The sequence below is a fragment of the Novispirillum itersonii subsp. itersonii ATCC 12639 genome, assembly GCF_000381985.1.
Lineage (GTDB): Bacteria > Pseudomonadota > Alphaproteobacteria > Rhodospirillales > Rhodospirillaceae > Novispirillum > Novispirillum itersonii.
The window spans coordinates 1-18,952 of sequence record NZ_KB907345.1 but is presented as its reverse complement, the minus strand read 5'-3'; the positions used below and the strand labels follow the sequence as shown (position 1 = coordinate 18,952).

Genomic DNA, 18,952 nt, shown 5'->3' with positions numbered 1-18,952 from the left:
CCGGTATTTTTCATTTGGAGAATGACATGAAAGCCAAAGCAATTAGCAACTTTAACCTTAATGGGCACGTCTCAGAAGGTGACGTGATTGAAATTGACGTTGAAATGTTCCACACCCTGAAAGCCCTTGGGCGCGTCGTTGAACACATTGAAGATGTAAAAGAGAAGGTTGAAGAAAACAAGAAACCCGTTACCCGCAAGAAAAAGGTGGCGTAATGGTTGGTATTAGTTCGTCTCAAATCGGAATGATGATTGGGCTGATTGGTGAAACAGTAACAATCAACCCCACAATGCCGACTGAAAAAACCATCAAAGCCTTGTTCGATGCCCTGCCACAAAGTGATGAATTTAATGACCTGCGGCATACCAGTTACGACCCAAAATTGACGGTTAGATCGGAAGATATCGGCGGATTTGAAGATGGTTTTACCGTTCAAATCCGCAGCTTGATGTTCAGAACTGCGGATATTCAGAACGATTATCAGGGTGTATCTGTGGTTTATCTAGTCGAAACCGGGGGAATGTGATGCTTCACAGACAAGTAATTCGTAACAAAACCGTTGATATTCTATCAAATGTCCTGCCGATGCCGGTTCTAAATTCCGAGCTGGACCCATCAAAGCACCTGATTGGCAAGGGGAACAAGGCTTGTATCGTCGTCACTACCTCTGACGAACGCGCCACTTCAATCGGTAATTCACCACTGTTCCGAACAAATACAACTTTAAACATTGACCTTTCTGTGGAAACATCAGGCCAGAATTACGGGACCGCAGTTGATACCATCACGGCAATCATTTTGGCCTCCCTCTATCAGAATGGCGCATGGGTAGACTTGTTTGAAGAAGTATCTCATTCATTTCAAGATGGCTTCCTGAACGATTCCAAGCAAACGGTAGTTCGTCAGTTCAAGTTTGATTGCGTGTATAGCGAAAAGTACGATCCGTTAATTGATTCAACTGGAATGATTATTGATGCCCTTGACACTATCTTCATTGAGGAAGATATAGTTGAAGCAGATGGCATTATTGATTCGGAAATTGAAATAAAACTAAACACGTAATCAAAATGAACAGAATTATAAATACCCTCAGTGTTAACACATTTGAGGGTTTTTTACAGTGAAATACGCACCAAAGAAACAGGAAGACGGTACTCCCCTGACCGTTCGGCATCCTATAAGCGGGGAAGTTCTTAAAGAAGTTGATCTAGATCAGCTGGAAGGTATTGAACGGGCTGCCATTAAGCGCCTGATTGCTTCCGGGGATCTCGTTCCTGTAATTGAAAATAAAAAGGGGAAATAATAAATGGCTATTTCTTTCGGTACTATCCCGTCTTCTGGCCTGATGAAGCCGTTGTTCTATGTGGAAATCGACAATTCCAAGGCCAATATTTACAGTCAGGATCACAAATTCCTGATTATCGGTCAGAAGACTTCTGCCGGGTCTGCCGCCACTCTTGAACCTGTTCGCGTTAGTTCTGCCGGGCAGGCGCGGCAGCTGTTTGGCGCTGGATCGGTTCTGGCTGGCATGGTTGCCGCGCATTTCGCGAACAACACCATCATGGATTGTGTGGCTGTGGCCCTGCCCGAGCCGACTGGTGGCACTGCTGCCACCGGAACCATCACCATCACGTCTGCCCCCACCTCTGCCGGAACCATCTTCCTGTACGTGGCTGGAACCCGTGTGTCTACGAATGTTTCTGCCGGTGACACTGTCGCCGATGTGGCCGCGAAAATCGTCAGCAAAATCAATGGTATGCCTGATCTGCCGATCACTGCCACCGCTGCCGCTGGCGTCGTGACGATGACGCACAAGCAGGTGGGAAGCATCGGAAATGACTGCCCGATTCTTGTCAATTTTGGTGGCGCGGATGCTGGCGAATCCCTGCCCGCTGGTCTGGCGCTGACTGTCTCCCAGATGGCTGGGGGCGCTGGTGTTGTTGATCTGACTGACCTGTCTTCCATTCTACCAGAAGGCGATTTTGAATATATCATTTCCGCCTATTCGGATGTGAATTCCCTGAACATTCTGCGCGACTTCATGGCTGGCCGCTGGGGATATTCAACTCAGCGTTATGGCCACGTGTTCACCGCCAAGGCTGAAACATTCAGTGAACTGGTGACGTTTGGTGAGAGCCGCAATGATCCGCATGTTTCAATCCTTGGTTGTTATGGTTCGCCGTCCCCGTCTTATGTCATTGCTGCTGCCGCTGGTACGGTGGCCGGTCGGGAACTGACAAACGATCCAGCCCGGCCTATTCAGTCTCTGGTGATTAAGGGTGTCGTCGCCCCCAAATCCACCAATGATTGGGCTTTCAACGAAGCTAACATCCTCCTTTCGTCGGGCATTGCTACTACTAAGGTCGTGTCTGGCGAACTGGTGTGGGACCGTTGTGTTACTACTTTTCAGAAGAACCTGTTTGGTGACTCTGATATCTCCTTCCTTGATGTGGAAACGCCCGCGACCCTTGCCCGTGTCAACCGTGAGTTGCGGTCTGTGATCACCAGCAAATATGCGCGGCACAAGCTGGCCGCTGATGGCACGCGCTTCGGGGCCGGTCAGGCCATTGTCACACCGGCCATCATCAAGGCTGAACTGATCGCCATCTACCAGAGGTTGGAAACCCTTGGGCTGGTTGAACGGTCTGACATTTTCGCCAAGGGGTTGATTGTGGAACGCGATATCAGCAATCCGAACCGGCTGAATGTGCGGATGAACCCGGATCTGATTAATCAGCTGCGAATCTTTGCCGTTCAGAATCAATTCGTGCTGGAAAGCAATTAAGGAGTAAAGAACTATGGCTAAATCAAATCATATTGGTGGGATGGCAACCATTGTACTGGATGGTACTTCCTTCGATACTTCTGGAACCTTCTCAATTACTCCGGGTGGCCCTACCCGCGAAGTAATGGTTGCCTCGAATGGTACTCACGTCTACAAAGAGACTTTCGCCGCTGGTGTAATCAGCGGTGAAATCTACCTTTCTGGTGATGTAAATGTCACTGACCTGAAGAATAGCACTGGTGCCACTGTAGTATTGTCGCTTTCCAACGGAATGACTTTTACTATGGATGAAGCAATCCCGACTGGTGACTGGCAGGTTTCTGTTGATGGCGGCACTATTGCTGTTGAATGGTCCGGGGCGGTTACTCAGTCTTAACTTAAAATGGGCTGAATTTATAAATAATGATGGGGAACATTCCCCATCATTATTTTTTTAGGAGACTGAAATGTGTGTCATTGAGCTTGAAAACCCTATCACTATTGGAAACAAGACCATCGAAAAACTTGAACTGCGGGAACCTGTTCTTAAAGACTTGTACGGGCTCGACTTGAGCGCATCTGAAAACCAGCTGGAACACACCGTGAAGTTGATTGCGCGGCTTGCCGGTCATTCTGACGTTGTGTTTAGTAACCTCCCACTTGGGCAGGCCAAAGAAATCATCGCAAAGTCAAGTGATTTTTTGTCCTCTGCCCTCAGCTGAACCGATTTATCGAAACTGTTTTTGATCTGGGGCGGTATTGGGGCTGGGGCCGTGAAGAAATAGACGGGTTTCCGCTAAATAATGAATACCTCGGTACTTGGCTCTCACAAACGGAAAGAGTAATTGGTAGAGAGGCGGAAGCATATAAAAAGTAATAGAAGGTGATTGAATGAAGAGTTTTTCCATTTCTGCCATTTTCAAGGGCGTGGACAAAATAAGCGAACCAATTAAAAAGATTGGTTCGTCCATTTCTTCAATTCAATCACCCGTTGCTTCTACGAATAAGGCTTTGTCTAAAATTGGGGAAAGTGCCTCTTTTAAACGCTTGAACCTGTCCGCTGCCCAATTTAAAGGCAGTCTCAACGACCTCAACGAAAAAGTCGGCGGATTTGGTGAGGTGCTGGGATTGGTCGGCGGCTCGCTAACGCTGGCAGGTGCGAAGGAAAAATTTGATGAAGTAGCTGAAAAAGCCGCTGAAATCCATATGTGGACTAACAAACTTGGCCTAAATGCGACTGAGTTTCAGAAGCTGGGCTATGCTGCCGCTGGCGTCGGAGTTGATCTCGAGGGGGTTGGCGACGGCCTCCAAACCCTCCAAGAAAGCATGATTGATGCGTTGACGGGTGCCGAAGACCATAAAAAAATGTATAAGTCTCTTGGTATCAGCCTAAAAGACAATAAAGGCAAGACCAAGGATGTGATTCAGGTCTTCAAAGAGCTGTCTGATAAACTACAGAAGGTCAGTGATCCAGCAACCAGAACCACTTTTATTTTGAGAATGTTTGGCGATGAGGCTTCAAAACTATATAACGTCATGGGAGAAGGCTCAAAAGGGCTTGAAGAACTTGGCAAACAGGCTGAAGACCTTGGCTTGATCATGAATGATGATGCCATGACTGGCGCGAAAAACTGGGCTAGGGCTAACCGTGGATTGAGTAATGCTCTGGCTGCTGTCTCTGCTGCCGTTGGAACATCATTAATGCCTGTACTCATTCCATACATTGATAAGCTGTCAGAATGGATTGTCAATAATAAGGCACTCGCATCTACTATTGCTGTATCCGTTACTGGTCTGGGTATGCTCGTTACTGTCGTCTCTGCTGTAGGTCTTCTCTGGGGGCCTGCTGCTGCTGGCGTGAAATTGTTTGCGTCTTCTTTGGGATTTGTGACAAACGGCATCCGAGTAATGACCGCTGCGGCCCTGTCCAACCCAATTATTTTGATTGCTGCGGGCATTGCTGCTGCCGCCTATATGATCTGGGATAACTGGTCGCCCATCTCCAAGTATTTCTCTGACATGTTCTCAGGTATTAATGCCGCATTTGATGAAGGATTTGTCAACGGGATAATAAAAGTTTTTGAGGAATTCAATCCATTGAAGTTGACGATTGATCTTTGGGGTGGCGTCCTTGATTATCTATTTGGATTTGACCTGTCAGGCGCGGGTAAACAGATTGTCGGTTCTTTAACCGCTGGAATTAGTTCTGGATTTGGTGAGCTTTATTCTGTAGTTCAATCGGGGCTGAACGCCATCAATCCGTTTGCTGATGGGGGCGGAACCCTTGCCATCGCTGGCGCACCGGGTGCGCCTGTCCCGTCCCTCTCACAGCGGGCAAACGAACGGATTGCGCAGGGGCCTGCCTCTGTTGCGCCGCAAATCAATTCACAAAATAACGTGGTCGTCAATCTGGAAAACACGCAAAACGGGCTAGTTGTTAAGTCCGTTGATGGGTCCGGCCCGACTAGCACACAAATCAATCAAAGTAATGTGGGCGCACGTAAGCTAACAAACTGACAAAAGATAAATACCCCATGATATTTGATTACATGGGGTATTTTTATAATGAAAATCAATAAGATTGGAGACGTGGAGTTTCACGTAAACAACATCACGGATGAATGCGGAAACCGCCTAGTTACTCACGAATACCCACAGCGAGATGTGCCATTTATTGAGAACCTCGGGAACAAGGCGCGAAAACTGACCATCTCCGGGGCACTGTTTTCCGACGACGTGAGCGCACTTTGTGCGCAATTGACTAAGATTTGTAATGGGGCTGACCCGGTAAAACTGACCCTTGATCTGATTGGGGAGTTGGAAGTTTATTGCGAATCGCTCTCACTTACTCACGATAATCAGTCGCAGCGGATGGCTGCGTTCAGCCTGACGGTTCAACCAGTGGGAGAACAGCGCTACCCGGAAGGCAGAGTCAGCACGTCTGACAGGGTTGTGGAAACAGCCGATGCGCTTGATTCAGCTTCCATAACTAATTTTATCAACACTTTTGATGTGGCGGGGTGGCCGGGGTACGTTCAGGAAGCCGCTGAATTTGCTGCGGCTTCGACAATCGAACTGCTGGGGGCGACACTTGGGGTTGGTCTAGACGGCGGGGCGCTGCTGGCAGTCGCGCGCAACCCGGCAGGTCTGGCGGCTGAATTTGTCAAACTTTTTGGCGGTGTCCATGAGATGCCAGGAATTGTTGAAGGGCTTTCTACCTTTCAGGACTCACAGCCAGTCGTTCAGGTGCCTCGGCAGACCGGCACCACTGCCCACCGGCAGGCATTAAATGCTGCTGCCATAAATCAGCTGACAAATGTTTTGTCAGTGACCACGGCGGCCCGTGCTGCCGCCTCCAATGATGCCCCAGCGTATGATGATGCGGTCGGTGACATGAACACCATCACGTCAATGATTGATAAATCTGTCACCAGCTCTGCGGCTGGTGGGGCCGGTACGGTATCTCTGTACCGTGAAATGAAGGCTCTCCGGGCTTCCGTAATCACTGACACCACGGAACGGGCTTCACGTAAGCCTCGCGTCACGGTAGCCAGTTACCGTGATCGCCCTTCCCCACTAATCACAAGTTATCGGCACCATGGCACATCCCGCCGTGAAGCAGAAATCATGACACGAAATAATATCGTGTCACCATTTATAATCCCAGATGAATATAAGGTGTTGACTAAATGAATAAAGTATGGGTCAAGGTCAATTCTGTTCTCTATGGCGGCTGGAAATCCGTAACTATTACTCGCTCGTTAGAGGCAGCAGCAAGCACCTTCGCTATGGATATTAGCGAGAAATACCCCTCGACTGGCGAACAACTCACTCTGAAGCCGGGGGACAAGGTTCAAATCCTAATTGATAACAAAACAGGTGAAGATCTCGTCGTCACTGGAGTAATTGACAAAGTAGAAATCAGTTATTCCGGAACAGATCACACCAGAAAAATCAGCGGACGAAGCCTAACGAGCAAGATTATTGATTCCAGCCCGAAGGTAAAGACAACTCAATTCAAGAATATGACTGTATTGGATATTGCTAAATCTCTTTGTGGCCCATTTGGGGTTGATGTTGTACTTGCCCCGAACACAGATCAGGGGGCAGCTGTTCCAGTGTTCACGTTAGAACAAGATGAAAAGGCATTTGATGTCATTGAGCGCTTGTGCTGGAGTCGAAAACTAATCGTGACTGACGATGCTGAAGGCAGGGTAGTTCTCTTCAGTTCAACAGCTGAACGTAATAGTTCAGGACTTCAGCATGTGTCAGGGGCAAAGAATAACAACATTCTATCAGCCTCTCTTACGGCAGATGACACTAATCGCTTCCAGTTTGTGACAATTAGGGCGCAACAAAAGGGAGATGATGAAGAGTTTGGTGAGTCAAAAAACCAGATCAGTTACACGGCTGAAGACACACGATGTAAAAATGGCAAGCAGCTGACTAAGAATCTGTCAGGCGAAGGCGGATTATCTGATTGTAAGGCGCAGGCAGAATGGGAGGTTTCCGCAAGGCGGGGTGAAAGTCAGATTTGGAACATCACTGTTCAGGGCTGGCGGCAAGAAAATGATGCTCTGTGGCAACTCGGTCTGATTCAAGTAAATGATGACTTTATGAATACGTCAAACGACTTAGTGGTAACTAGCATTACGTATTCGCTTGATTCTGCTGGCACAAAAACGCAAATGACCATCAAGTCAAAAGAAGCGCTTGAAGTTGACCCTGCGAAGCTGAAGCCAAAGAAAGACAAAAAGGGCGAAGATGATGGCGATGATGGCATTTATGCGCAGGTGCGAAAAGACGTTCAGGGGAAATAAAAATGAGCAAGAATCCAGAAATTAGAGTTGGAGTTATTAAGTTCGCAACAGATACCGGTAAGTTACAAACTGGTCAGGTCAGCGGGCTTGACGGCGAATTGCTTGATAACATTGAGTTCTTTCAAAATTATGGGCTGTCAGCTGTCCCCCGGCCAGCTGACGGCGGCAAGGGTAGTGAAGTGATTCTTGCGCGCTCTGGGTCCAGTTCCCGCATGATCGGTCTAGTTCGGGATGACCGCAGGTTCCGGCCTGTTGCGTCGGCGGCTGGGGACGTGATGCTTTATAGCTGGCTTGATAATCCGCAAAGCGCACATATTGCGGCAAAACACCGCATAGCCCTTTCGACTGATGGAGGGCAACGCAAGATTATTATCAGGGCATCCAATGGTATTGAAACAGAAATTCTTGTGTCAGATGAAGGACAGATCACGCTGACCGTAGGTAGTTCCACCGTTACCGTTACTGAAAGCACAGTATCGGTACAGTCTCAGACCGTGACTGTTAACGCCTCCACTGTAGCGGTTAACGGTTCTTCCGTGTCTGTAACAGGTGAAAACGTTACAGTATCCGGTACTAACTGTTCCGTCACTGGTTCGATTGGTATCAGCGGCCCCGTTTCCATTAATGGCAACTTGGAGGTAACGTAAATGGATGTTGCTACGATTGGAAGCACTGGTGGGCATGGCGGAATTATTACCACAGGTGGCAAAACGACTGCTGGTGGAAAGAAAGTTGCGCGAGTGGGGGATACTTATTCTTGCCCCATACATGGGGCACAAACTGTAACTACTGGATCAAGTGTTTTCAGTGATACTGGCGCGCAAGTGGCATTCGTCGGGTGTTTCACCAGCTGCGGGGATGTAATTTTAACTGGTGAATCGTGTATTCAACTAGATCATTAATGAGGCAATATTATGGTTTTTCTTTTGAGCTGGGATAGTGATATTTTTGTGGGTGATTTTGATGGCGATAATGTACTACATAGCGCAGTCATTCAGTCCCTTTTTACTTGGAGACGTGCCCTAGATTCTGACATTCTGCCGCCAGATCAAGACCGGATGGGCTGGTGGGGTGACGAGTTCGGGGCTGTCCAGAATGATAAAATGGGGTCTCGCCTCTGGCTGCTGCGCCGCGAAAAGATAACGGAAGAAACGTTAAAGCGAGTCAAAATATACACTGAAGAAGCCCTAAAATGGATGATTGAAGATGGGGTTGCCAGTTCTATAAATGTGTTTGTGGAACGCGACGCCAGCAACAAAGACAGGGTGAATTTATTGATTTCCATCGCAAAACCAGATGGTACGATTGAGAATTTGACCATTCGCGATGCTTGGGCGGCCCTGAAGTAATAAATACCCCAGATGATATAATTCTGGGGTACTTTTTATGAATATTCAAAATGATATTGGGTTTATTCGGCCTGACCTGAATGAACTAATTGAGCAGGCGAAGACAGAATATGAGGCGCGTTTAGGCACTATTGATAGTGATCTGCGACGCAATACTACTGATGTTGTTGCTGCTGTTCAGGCCGGAATGACTCACCTGCTTCACAGTCATATGGGTTACATCTCTCTTCAATCTAATGTTCTAAGTGCTGAAGCTGAATATTTGGAAAGGTGGGGAGCGGTCTGGGGAGTCAGCAGGAAGCAGGCCACAGTAGCAGCTGGGTTGGTCAATTTCAGTGGTCTTCCCGGCTCTGTAGTGCCAGCTGGCACTACACTTTTACGCACATCTGATAATGCTTCTTATTATACGACTGCCGAAGCAGAAATCCCGCCATCTGGTGCCGCGTCTGTTCCAGTCAGCTCTTCTGATGCTGGCGCGGCATTCAATTGCGCACCGGGTGCGCAGATGACCATTCCGCTGGCGCTGTCTGGCGTTCAGTCTTCTGCTGTTGTTGCCTCAATCACTGGCGGAACAGATCAGGAACAGGACGGAAAGCCCTACACTAAACAGGGATACCGGGGGCGGATTCTTGACAGAATCCAGACGCCACCGCATGGCGGCAGCGCCGGAGACTATCGGGTTTGGGCGCTTGAATATCCGGGAGTAACTAGAGCTTGGGTTTCAGCCGGTGAGATGGGGGCAGCAAGTGTTACGGTTCGCGTTCTTATGGATGATTTGTATACTAATGGTATTCCACCAGAAGAAGTAACAGACGATATTCAACTTTATATTGATGAACGCCGCCCTGTGACTGCGGTTGTTTATGTAGTGTCTCCAATCCCACAGCCTGTTGACTTCATTATTTCAAACCTTAGCCCGAACACTCCTTCCGTTCGGGCTGCCGTCGAGGCGGAAATCAGGGCAATGTTGCGGCGCGAAGGCGCACCCGGTGCGCAAATCCCGGTATCCAAGATCTGGGAAGCCGTGAGTGTGGCAAGCGGTGAGGCCAGCCACACAGTCACCTCCCCTGCCGGACCGATGGTTCCGGTCACCCCGAACCATTTGATTGTGTTCGGTTCTGTAATTTTCGCGTAAGGGGTTAGACATGGTTAATGTTGTTCCGCATTTGTTCCAGCTTGTTCCGCCCGGCCCGGCATGGCAGGGGCAAGAAATCACAAACTTTTTTGCTGCTATGGGGGCAGATTTTCAGGCAGCTGCTGACCGGGCTGACCAGCTGCTGATTGAAATTAACCCTTTGACCAGCGGGGAAATGTTCGCTGCGAGGGAGGCGGAAGCCGGTCTGCCCGATGAATGTTCGCTAAATCCTACAACCCAAGAGCGCAGAGAAGCCCTAATTACCCGCTGGCGCGGTCGTGGTGGGCAGACCCCTGCCTACTTTTTGGAGCTGGGGCGTTCTCTGGGCTATGACATTGTAAAAATTGAAGAATTCCGTCCGTTCACGGCTGGTTCGGTTGTCAGTGAGCCGCTTTATAATGATTCTTGGAATCACGTGTGGGGAGTCAGAGTTCGGGGGTCTGGCACCAAGCATTTTTCAGCCGGTTCGGGCGCTGGTGAACCCCTATCAACATGGGGTTTTGATCTACTGGAATGTGTCATCCGCAAGTATTCGCCCGCGCATACGCATGTCATTTTCATGTATGAGTGATAAATAACTTGACTTGTTTTTATATTTTAAGGTGAAAAATGGAACGAATTAGGCATCCGAACCGCGTTACTACTATGCCAGAACTGGATTATACTCCGGTTAGCCCCGGTTATTTCACTGGTGGCAACCCGTATACTGGTACCCCGGCCACGACGGTTACGGCAGACTTCCTGAACGCTGTTCAGGAAGAGATTATTAACGTGGTTCAGCTGACCGGTCAGACCCCTGATCCCGACAACAATGCTCAGATGGCAAGCGCAATTAGTGCGCTTATTGACGAGGCTGGTTTCAGGCTCATTTCCACAACTAAAACGGGCGATTATACCGCTCTGATTGATGATAAGAACAAGGTATTCAACTTTACGACTAGCTCTGTTCTGAATCTGCCGGCTGCTGCTGTAGCTGGCAATTGTTTTACGGTTGGGGTTCGTAATTCCTCCCCCGGCCTGCTAACCGTTCAACCGTCTGGTGCGGAAACCATTGATTCTGCTGCGTCTTTTCGGGTTGGCACCGGGCAAACCCTGCTGATTATCAGCAACGGTTCTAACTGGTTTACGCTCGGCGGCTCTGACTCTGTACCGGTTGGTACGGAAATGCTGTGGCCCGGCAAGACTGCCCCGGCTGGATATTTGATTGAAAATGGCGCACTGGTTGCGCGTTCGACCTACCCGCAGCTGTGGGAGTTTGCGCAGGCCAGCGGAATGATTGTTTCGGATACCGAATGGACTGGTTCTGTTGCGAACCGGTCGAAGTTTTCCAGCGGCGACGGTTCCACGACTTTCCGTCTGCCTGATCTCATTACCGGGAATCTTTTTATTCGTGCGCAGGCAGGAACGGAACCTGACTTCGGGCGGCGGCAGGATGATGCTTTCCAAGCATTCCAATTGGTTAACAGTGTTGACCCGACACTTAAGTTGACGAACAACGGGCTTGAGGGGCTGGGGTCCGCCACGGTTTCCGCCCCCGGTGCCGGGCGCGTTCATGTAACCAATGGCGCGGCGGTCCCCTTTAACCCATTGATTCCTGGGGAATATCTTGGAAACGGAACACCGCGAACCTCAAATGAAACCCGCCCAAGGAATGCCGGTCGTCTGCCGATCATCAAAGCCTTCAGCGCCGCAACTAACAGTGGTTTGCTTGATCTTACTTCGCTCGCTAACGAAGTGTCTGGCAAGGTGCCGATGAGTGCTTTTACTGGCATCAATCAGAGTCTGACCACTAACGGCTGGCAGAAGCTGCCCGGAGGTTTGATTCTTCAATGGGTTACCGGCTCGGCCATGACGGCTGCCCCATCGTCTGGTGCCGTGGCAACCCTTACGCTCCCAATTACGTTCCCAAATGCGCTGCTCGGTGTCAGCGTTACTGCTAAGTATGTGTCAGGCAACGGCTGTTCAATTGCTGAAAATGCGTCGGACACAACTAATAGCGCGGTAGGGGTTTTTCTTGCGAACACTACTACGGCATCGGGGACTTACATTCCGCGAATCATTGCTATTGGTTATTAAGGGGGATTGATAAATGTATTACTTTAAAGACGGTGCTTTTTATCTTGATGGTCTTAATGTCATTCCCGACGGCGCGGTGCTGATCAGCGCAGAACGGCACGCTGAACTGATGAATTGGCAGGCTGCCGGCAAGGTCATCATCGCAGATGTTGACGGGATGCCGACGCTGGCTGACCCCGTTGAAGTAGAAGAAACACCAGAGGAAAAGCAGGCTAAGGTTGATAATCTGCGTAAGCTGGCTTACGCAGCGGAGGCAGACCCCCTGTTCTTCAAGTGGCAGCGAGACGAAGGCACCAAAGAAGAATGGCTGTCAAAAGTCAATGAAATTCGTCTCAGATACCCCGATATTGTGATGTGATTAAATGTTTCACGATGGTAAAAATTTACTTGATTTAGCTTCTTTGGTTTTAGTCTTTGGCGCGATTGCTCAGTATTTACCGGCAATCGCTGCCATACTTTCGATTATTTGGACTGCTATCCGTATTATTGATTGGATACAGTCAAAAAGGGGGTAAAAATGAAGAAATCAATCACTGTGTGGATTGTTGTTGCTTTTCTGGCGTATAGTTTGATCGTTGTGCCGGCTTTTGCTGCCTTTGGTATTGTTCTCCCTGTTGTCGGGATTGGTGAACTTGTCAATATTATTAGTCTTCTTTGACAAATAATTCTTTTTCAGCTGCCCGCCGTCTAGTTAGACCGGGCAGCACTTTACCCGCTGCTTTGTTCCATCTGGCGAACTGTTCAGCCGCACCAGTGAAATCACCAGCATTTAGCAGTCGCAACAGGGTGCTGTTTTTAAACGCTCCAATTCCGATATTGTATACAAATGAAATCAAAGCCCCTTTTTGATTGTCGTTTAATGGGGCTTTAACAAGCTGAAGAATGTCTCTTTCTACCTGTTCACAGTGCTTGACCAGCTCTTGTTCTGCTTCCGCCTGAGTGATGACCTGCCCCTGTTTAACGGGCTTGTTATTGATTTTTGTGGTGCCATAACCGATAGTCCATACGCCAGCTGGACACAGGTAAGCTCTCGATTCAAAGCCTTCAAATTCCTTGATGATGTCAAGATAATTCATAAAAAATACCCCCAGAATTAACTAGGGGTATTTATCGTTTTATCAGAATATTATTTGCCGTTTTGCTGGCTGAATCAGGTCTTGTCTTATCCTTTTTATCATCTCTTCTTCTGACTCGTCTGGTAATGGCTCTTCTGGTTCTGACTTCTTTTTACTGGTTCTGCGCACTTTTGCTACCACTGCCGCGCCACCTTGCGTCAGTGCGTCTGCTCTCAGTATGTTAGTCGTATGGTCATAATGCTTTTGAATTTGTTCAACAGAAGTCCCGCAATTCCGCGCTACTGTGTAGGCATCAACCCCAGCTAAAAGACGTTCTGTAATGTAAGTGTGTCGAAAACTGTAGAGCGTTCTTTCTTTTCCATCCCCATCAACCCCCACTCCGGCTAAGTCCATTAGTTTTTTCATGGTTTTAAAGCCGAAATTTTTGATCGGTCCGCCTTTTTCTGCGCGTAATATTAGTTTTTCAGATCCTTCTTCGTCCCCAAGCCATTCGCGAAGCCCCCTTAGTACAGGCTCAATTTCTGGCATGGGCACACAAACCCGTGCGCCGGTCTTCGTTGTTTCTCTAATTTGAAGAGTGACATGCCCGTTTTGAACCCGCACATCTGACCAACGCAGCTGAAACAACTCACCCGGTCGAAGCCCTGAGTAGTATACAATTTCGATGGCATATTTGATTAAATGACGCTGGTAAGTACGACTCAATGGGTCTTCAGTATTCACCCATTCGTCCATTACATCGAACAGCTGGCGAATTTCATGGGGTTCTAGGTGCGGTCTTCTGCTGGTTCTGGGGTCGCTTTCAGCTCTCGTCATTGTCGGTAATGGGAAATTTGGTATGGTTTTTACTAGCTTTTTTCTTTGAAAAAACCCCCACATTTGCGTCAATAAGCCGCGCTCCATCCTCCGAGTTGCTACGGATGGAGTCCCGGAATCCTTTCGTTTTTTAGGGTCGTTAGCCCCCGGCCCGGAAGTCCAATATGTGTCACGCCAGTTCCAATAACCTTCCATATCGTCGTCATTTATCAACTCAACGTTGAAATCGGAAAAGTAGCCGAGCAGATATCTGGCACCAATGCCACGATGAAGGGTCTGTCTGTCCTGTGATAAATTTATCACACCTTCCTTCAGCCATCTGTCAAAGGCTTTTCTGAAGGTCACAACCTTCACCGGTTGTTCGTTCCTGACTCTCATTCTCAGTTCAAAATAGAACTCGGAAGCCCATGCGCAGGCCGCCCCAAAATCGGTTGTTCCTGAACTTTTATCAACATATCCCTTGACGCCGGGAACCTTAAAACGCCCCTGCCATATGCCCCGGACTGCCCTGCTGTCCTGAAACAAAAGGACGTTCCCGCCCTCGAGGAAGTGCTTATCCAGATACCGCACCATGTATGTGTACCCCCAAAAAGCCACCAAGGAATTCCCAAAACTGTGAACTCGTTCGCCTGTGATTTCAAGGGCTTAAAAATACTCTCCAACGACTCCCCAACGTCAAAAAAGCCCTTAGCATTTCTACTAAGGGCTTGATTTTGTTAGCTTTTTTTTTGAAAAAACTGTTGATTTTTTTAACGGCTGTAGAATTCGACCACCAGGTTCGGTTCCATCTGCACCGGGTACGGCACATCGGCCAGCTTCGGGGTGCGGATGAAGGTGCCCTTCAGTTCCTTAGCGTCGACTTCCAGGTAATCCGGAACGTCACGCTCGGAGCTGGTGGAGGCTTCGACGATCAGCGCCATGTCCTTGGACTTGTCGCGGATGGAAACCACGTCGCCTTCCTTGATCATGTAGGAGGCGATGTTCACGCGCTTGCCGTTCACACGGACGTGGCCGTGGTTGACGACCTGGCGAGACGCGAACACGGTCGGGACGAACTTCATGCGGTACAGCACGGCGTCCAGACGGCGTTCCAGAATGCCGATCAGGTTCTCGGAGGTATCGCCCTTGCGACGGACGGCTTCCGCATAGTACTTGCGGAACTGCTTTTCGCTGATGTTGCCGTAGTAGCCCTTCAGCTTCTGCTTGGCCATCAGCTGCACGCCGTAGTCAGACGGCTTCTTGCGGCGCTGACCGTGCTGGCCCGGGCCGTATTCACGCTTGTTCAGCGGAGACTTGGCGCGGCCCCACAGGTTAACGCCAAGACGGCGGTCAATCTTATATTTCGCGGAATGACGCTTCGACATCGTCGGTCCTTTGATCGCTTTGGTTTGTTGTCCCGATAGTCCGGCCCCGAAACAGCGGCTTGACAGCCCGCTTCAGGCGGCGGGGCCACGGCAGACAGGCCGGTGCCCACATTCTCGGGAATGAGGGGGCGGATTATCGTCAAACCGCGCCGGATGTCAAACGGGAAATCGGAAAAAGCCCGCGCCCGCCGCGTGAGGGGCCCAACAAACGGAGGTACGGCTTAGCCGTACCGACTGGCCCATTGAGGGCCCGCGCGACCATTCGCGCGTAAGCCAAGCGGGCGGAGGCCCGCGCCCGGCGCCTGAGGGGCCCAACAAACGGAGGTACGGCTCCGCCGTACCGACTGGCCCATTGAGGGCCCGCGCGACCATTCGCGCGTAAGCCAAGCGGACGGATGTCCGCGCCCGGCGCCTGAGGGGCCCAACAAACAAGAAACCCAACAAAAAAACACATAAAAAGATGTCCCGTACAACATTTCTCCGCATGACCGCTGGCAAAAGCGGGCGCAGTGTAGCCGCACCCCTTTTCGCAACCGGACTCCCCATCATGCCGTTGCCGCATATTGCCCTTGCCGTTCTGGTCACCGCCCTGTGGGGCATCAACTTTGTGGTCATCAAGATCGGCCTGCACGACTTTCCGCCGCTGATGCTGTGTGCGCTGCGGTTTCTGTTCGCGGCGCTGCCGGCGGTGTTTTTCCTGCGCCGCCCTGATGTTCCGTGGAAATGGATTGTCGCCCTTGGGGCCACGCTGGGCGTGGTCAAGTTCGGGCTGCTGTTTGTCAGCATGAAGGTCGGGGTTTCCGCCGGGCTGGCGTCGCTGGTGCTGCAGACGCAGGCGTTCTTCACCATTCTGCTGGCGGTGCTGCTGCTGGGAGAACGGCTGACCCTGATGCGGGTGCTGGCCGCCGCCATCGCGTTTTCCGGCATCGGGGTACTCGTCAGCGGGGCTGACACCGCCGAACTGCCGCTGACCGGGCTGGCGCTGGCGATCTGCGCCGCCGTCGCCTGGGGCTTCGCCAACCTGATCCAGAAGCGTTGCGCCGGGTCAAAGCCGCTGAATCTGATGGTCTGGGCCAGCCTGATTCCGCCCGTGCCCCTGATGCTGCTGTCCTTCGGGCTGGAGGCCGGACCGGCACAGGCGTGGCAGACCGTGCAGGCCGCCAGTCTGGCCGGATGGGGGGCGGTGGTGTTCCTCGCCGCCATCGCCACCCTGCTGGGCTTTGCGATCTGGGGCTGGCTGATGGGCCACCACCCGGCGGCACAGGTCGCCCCCTTTACCCTGATGGTACCGGTGTGGGGCATGGGCAGCGCCGCCCTACTGCTGGGGGAAAGCCTGACCCCGGCCAAACTGCTGGCCGCCGCGCTGATCCTGTCCGGCCTGATCCTCAACACCTTTGGCGACCGCCTGTTGCAGCGGCTGCGGCCACAGACCCCCTGAAAATTGTTCTTGATTTGTTCATGCCCTGAGATCACGCTGTGAGCCTGACTTTCAACGGAGACGCCGCATGACCGCCCCTCAGGATTCCGCAGCCAAAGGGGCTGCGTTCCGCAAGCTCCATGACGGACCCGGCGCCTTCGTTATTCCCAACCCGTGGGATACGGGGTCAGCCCGGCTGCTGGCCGCCCTTGGCTTTCCGGCACTGGCGACCACCAGCGCCGGAATGTCCTTCGCCCACGGGGTCGGGGAAGGGAAAGTCCCCCGCGCGATGGTGATCGACCACTGCCGGACGCTGGTTCAGGCCACCCCGCTGCCGGTCTCCGCTGATCTGGAGAAAGGCTTCGGCGACAGCCCGGAAGAGGCGGCAGACACCATCCGGGCGGCCTTCGCCGTCGGGCTGGCCGGATGCTCTCTCGAAGATCACACCGGCGACCCGGCCAACCCGATCTTCGACTTTCAGCTGGCCGTTGACCGCATTGCCGCCGCCGCCGAGGCCCGCGCCGGGTTGCCCGCTGATTTCGTGCTGACGGCCCGTTGCGAGAATTTTCTGTGGGGGCGGGCCGATCTGGATGACACCATCGCCCGTCTTCAGGCCTTTGAAAAAGCCGGGGCAGACGTGCTGTTTGCCCCCGGCCTGCGCGATCTGGACAGCATCCGCACCGTCTGCGCCGCCGTCAGCCGCCCGGTCAACGTGATTATGGGCCTGCCCGGCATCTCCTTCAGCGTCAGCGATCTTACCGCCGCCGGAGTGCGGCGGATCAGCATCGGCTCATCGCTCGCCCGGGCCGCCTATGGTGCGGCCATCAGCGCCGCGCAGGAAATTCTGGAGCATGGCACCTTCGGGGCGGTGTCACAGGCCATCGGCTTTGCCCGGATGGAGGAGTACTTCGCCGGGCAACAGGTGGTGCCGTAACCCACGAAAGGCCCCAGAGCAAAAATGGTCCGCGAGAACGGTCAGCAAGAACGGTCAGGCGCAATCCGCCCGGCTGCGGCACTGTTGGCGGTGTCGGGCACCCCTGCCCCACCCGGACCTGAAAGACTTTTCCGATGACAGCCAGCCCCACACCCACCACGACGGACCCCGGTTACCTCCGCCGTCTTGACCGGGTGGTGCGGCACGTTCAGCGCCACCTTGACCAGCCGCTGACGGTTGACGGGCTGGCGGAGGTTGCCAACTTCTCACCCTATCATTTTCATCGCCTGTTCACCGCGATAATGGGGGAGACCGTCGCCCAGTACATCCGCCGACTGCGGATGGAGCGGGCGGCCTGGCACCTGCGCTATTCCCGCCGCACCGTCACCGATATCGCCTTCGACTGCGGCTTCGAGGCCACGGAAAGTTTCAGCCGGATCTTCCGCGCCCATTTCGGGCTGCCGCCGTCACGGTGGCGGCGGGACCGCAGCGTCTTCGCCCCCGCCCCGGCCCCCACAGGAGATACCGCGATGACCACAACCCCACACCGCCCGTCAGCCCCTGCCGGGCTGGACACCGCAGCCGTCACCGTCGCCACCCGGCCCGCCCGCACCGTCGCCAGCCTGCGCCATACCGGCCCCTATACCGCCATCGGCCCGGTATTTGAACGCCTGATGATGCTGGCCGGGCAAAAGGGACTGCTGACCGCAGAAACGCAGGTGATCCAGATCAGTTACGACGACCCGCGCCAGACCGATGCTGACCGGCTGCGGGCTGACGCCTGCATCACCCTGCACGGCCCCGTCCCCGATATCGCCGACCTTGCCCCGCTGGTGCGGCAGGAAATCCCCGAAGGCCGGTACGCCCAGATCCTGTATACCGGCCCTTATACCGGTCTGGAGGCCGCCTACAGCTGGCTCTACGCCACATGGCTGCCCGACAGCGGCCACGAGGTCGCCCATCGCCCCTGTCAGGAAATCTACCTCAACTCCCCCGCCACCACAGCGCCCGATCAGTTGCAGACCCTGATCCTGCTGCCGGTGGAATGAGTAAGCAGATAAAGGCAAAGACCCCGCCGTTTTTACAGCAGACGTAAAACGGCGGGCTCTGCCCCCCGCTGGCTTCGCCAGCAGACGTAAAAACAGCGGGCTCTGCCCCCCGCTGGCTTTGCCAGCAGACGTAAAAACAGCGGGCTCTGCCC

General features: G+C 52.2%; 25 protein-coding genes. 22 read left to right on the top strand and 3 right to left on the bottom strand.

All coding sequences use genetic code 11. From position 1 onward, the window contains the following. The first annotated feature begins 26 nt into the window (after window positions 1–26). The 19 genes from G365_RS23840 to G365_RS23825 all read left to right on the top strand — a co-directional run bounded on the left by G365_RS23840 (window position 27) and on the right by G365_RS23825 (window position 12,802). Window positions 27–215 (top strand): hypothetical protein, encoded by a 189-nt coding sequence (locus G365_RS23840; protein WP_155976272.1) that lies wholly within the window; start codon window positions 27–29, stop codon window positions 213–215. Further along, on the top strand, window positions 215–526 hold the full coding sequence (locus G365_RS0113520) for a head-tail joining protein (RefSeq protein ID WP_155976271.1): 312 nt from the start codon (window positions 215–217) through the stop codon (window positions 524–526). The genes G365_RS23840 and G365_RS0113520 overlap by 1 nt, the downstream gene beginning before the upstream one ends. Beyond that, window positions 526–1,062: a hypothetical protein gene (locus G365_RS0113515; protein ID WP_019646061.1), complete on the top strand. Its 537-nt coding sequence runs from the start codon at window positions 526–528 to the stop codon at window positions 1,060–1,062. Before G365_RS0113520 ends, G365_RS0113515 begins: the two co-directional genes overlap by 1 nt. 58 nt (window positions 1,063–1,120) lie before the next feature. After that, window positions 1,121–1,303 carry a hypothetical protein gene (locus G365_RS23835; RefSeq protein ID WP_155976270.1) on the top strand — a complete coding sequence of 61 codons (183 nt, stop codon included), beginning with the start codon at window positions 1,121–1,123 and terminating at the stop codon, window positions 1,301–1,303. 3 nt (window positions 1,304–1,306) lie between these two features. Beyond that, complete coding sequence (locus G365_RS0113510) at window positions 1,307–2,785, top strand: phage tail sheath C-terminal domain-containing protein (protein ID WP_019646060.1); 1,479 nt, start codon at window positions 1,307–1,309, stop codon at window positions 2,783–2,785. 13 nt (window positions 2,786–2,798) lie between these two features. Next, entirely contained in the window at window positions 2,799–3,161 is a 363-nt protein-coding gene (locus G365_RS23555) for a phage tail tube protein (RefSeq protein WP_081628559.1), read from the top strand. 70 nt (window positions 3,162–3,231) lie between these two features. After that, window positions 3,232–3,486, top strand: coding sequence for a phage tail assembly protein (locus G365_RS0113505; RefSeq protein WP_019646059.1), 255 nt, complete (start codon window positions 3,232–3,234; stop codon window positions 3,484–3,486). A 169-nt stretch (window positions 3,487–3,655) separates the two neighbouring features. Beyond that, complete coding sequence (locus G365_RS0113500; protein WP_019646058.1) at window positions 3,656–5,281, top strand: phage tail tape measure protein; 1,626 nt, start codon at window positions 3,656–3,658, stop codon at window positions 5,279–5,281. Between the two features lie 48 nt (window positions 5,282–5,329). Beyond that, window positions 5,330–6,457 (top strand): DNA circularization N-terminal domain-containing protein, encoded by a 1,128-nt coding sequence (locus G365_RS0113495; protein WP_026345359.1) that lies wholly within the window; start codon window positions 5,330–5,332, stop codon window positions 6,455–6,457. Then, window positions 6,454–7,584: a phage baseplate assembly protein gene (locus G365_RS23830; protein WP_155976269.1), complete on the top strand. Its 1,131-nt coding sequence runs from the start codon at window positions 6,454–6,456 to the stop codon at window positions 7,582–7,584. The genes G365_RS0113495 and G365_RS23830 overlap by 4 nt, the downstream gene beginning before the upstream one ends. A gap of 2 nt (window positions 7,585–7,586) precedes the next feature. Next, a complete protein-coding gene (locus G365_RS23550; RefSeq protein ID WP_081628558.1) occupies window positions 7,587–8,231 on the top strand; it encodes a phage baseplate assembly protein domain-containing protein in 645 nt (214 codons plus the stop codon). After that, window positions 8,232–8,486: a PAAR domain-containing protein gene (locus tag G365_RS24565; RefSeq protein ID WP_081628557.1), complete on the top strand. Its 255-nt coding sequence runs from the start codon at window positions 8,232–8,234 to the stop codon at window positions 8,484–8,486. 12 nt (window positions 8,487–8,498) lie between these two features. Then, window positions 8,499–8,933 (top strand): phage GP46 family protein, encoded by a 435-nt coding sequence (locus G365_RS0113485; protein ID WP_019646056.1) that lies wholly within the window; start codon window positions 8,499–8,501, stop codon window positions 8,931–8,933. 37 nt (window positions 8,934–8,970) lie between these two features. Further along, window positions 8,971–10,068, top strand: a complete 1,098-nt coding sequence (locus G365_RS23540) for a baseplate J/gp47 family protein (protein ID WP_081628556.1) — start codon at window positions 8,971–8,973, stop codon at window positions 10,066–10,068. A 10-nt stretch (window positions 10,069–10,078) separates the two neighbouring features. Then, window positions 10,079–10,639 carry a YmfQ family protein gene (locus G365_RS23535; protein WP_081628555.1) on the top strand — a complete coding sequence of 187 codons (561 nt, stop codon included), beginning with the start codon at window positions 10,079–10,081 and terminating at the stop codon, window positions 10,637–10,639. Between the two features lie 38 nt (window positions 10,640–10,677). Beyond that, window positions 10,678–12,144: a phage tail protein gene (locus tag G365_RS0113475; RefSeq protein WP_155976268.1), complete on the top strand. Its 1,467-nt coding sequence runs from the start codon at window positions 10,678–10,680 to the stop codon at window positions 12,142–12,144. A 13-nt stretch (window positions 12,145–12,157) separates the two neighbouring features. Continuing rightward, window positions 12,158–12,502: a hypothetical protein gene (locus G365_RS21560; protein ID WP_019646053.1), complete on the top strand. Its 345-nt coding sequence runs from the start codon at window positions 12,158–12,160 to the stop codon at window positions 12,500–12,502. Between the two features lie 4 nt (window positions 12,503–12,506). After that, entirely contained in the window at window positions 12,507–12,659 is a 153-nt protein-coding gene (locus G365_RS24110) for a hypothetical protein (protein ID WP_169545152.1), read from the top strand. Between the two features lie 2 nt (window positions 12,660–12,661). After that, window positions 12,662–12,802 (top strand): hypothetical protein, encoded by a 141-nt coding sequence (locus tag G365_RS23825; protein WP_155976267.1) that lies wholly within the window; start codon window positions 12,662–12,664, stop codon window positions 12,800–12,802. Here G365_RS23825 and G365_RS23530 read toward each other — a convergent pair. The 3 genes from G365_RS23530 to rpsD form a co-directional block, all read right to left on the bottom strand. Next, window positions 12,789–13,220 carry a lysozyme gene (locus G365_RS23530; protein WP_019646052.1) on the bottom strand — a complete coding sequence of 144 codons (432 nt, stop codon included), beginning with the start codon at window positions 13,218–13,220 and terminating at the stop codon, window positions 12,789–12,791. The genes G365_RS23825 and G365_RS23530 overlap by 14 nt on opposite strands. A gap of 42 nt (window positions 13,221–13,262) precedes the next feature. Beyond that, the gene (locus G365_RS23525) at window positions 13,263–14,609 is read right to left on the bottom strand and encodes a tyrosine-type recombinase/integrase (protein ID WP_155976266.1); all 1,347 of its coding nucleotides are present in this window, start codon (window positions 14,607–14,609) and stop codon (window positions 13,263–13,265) included. 176 nt (window positions 14,610–14,785) lie between these two features. Continuing rightward, a complete protein-coding gene (rpsD, locus tag G365_RS0113455) occupies window positions 14,786–15,400 on the bottom strand; it encodes a 30S ribosomal protein S4 (protein ID WP_019646051.1) in 615 nt (204 codons plus the stop codon). Window positions 15,401–15,947: 547 nt separating this feature from the next. Here rpsD and G365_RS21555 point away from each other — a divergent pair. From G365_RS21555 to G365_RS0113440, 3 genes are all read left to right on the top strand, one after another. Then, entirely contained in the window at window positions 15,948–16,838 is an 891-nt protein-coding gene (locus tag G365_RS21555; RefSeq protein ID WP_019646050.1) for an EamA family transporter, read from the top strand. Between the two features lie 67 nt (window positions 16,839–16,905). Continuing rightward, window positions 16,906–17,751 carry an isocitrate lyase/PEP mutase family protein gene (locus tag G365_RS0113445; protein ID WP_019646049.1) on the top strand — a complete coding sequence of 282 codons (846 nt, stop codon included), beginning with the start codon at window positions 16,906–16,908 and terminating at the stop codon, window positions 17,749–17,751. Window positions 17,752–17,885: 134 nt separating this feature from the next. After that, window positions 17,886–18,800: an AraC family transcriptional regulator gene (locus tag G365_RS0113440; RefSeq protein ID WP_019646048.1), complete on the top strand. Its 915-nt coding sequence runs from the start codon at window positions 17,886–17,888 to the stop codon at window positions 18,798–18,800. Window positions 18,801–18,952 lie beyond the last annotated feature (152 nt).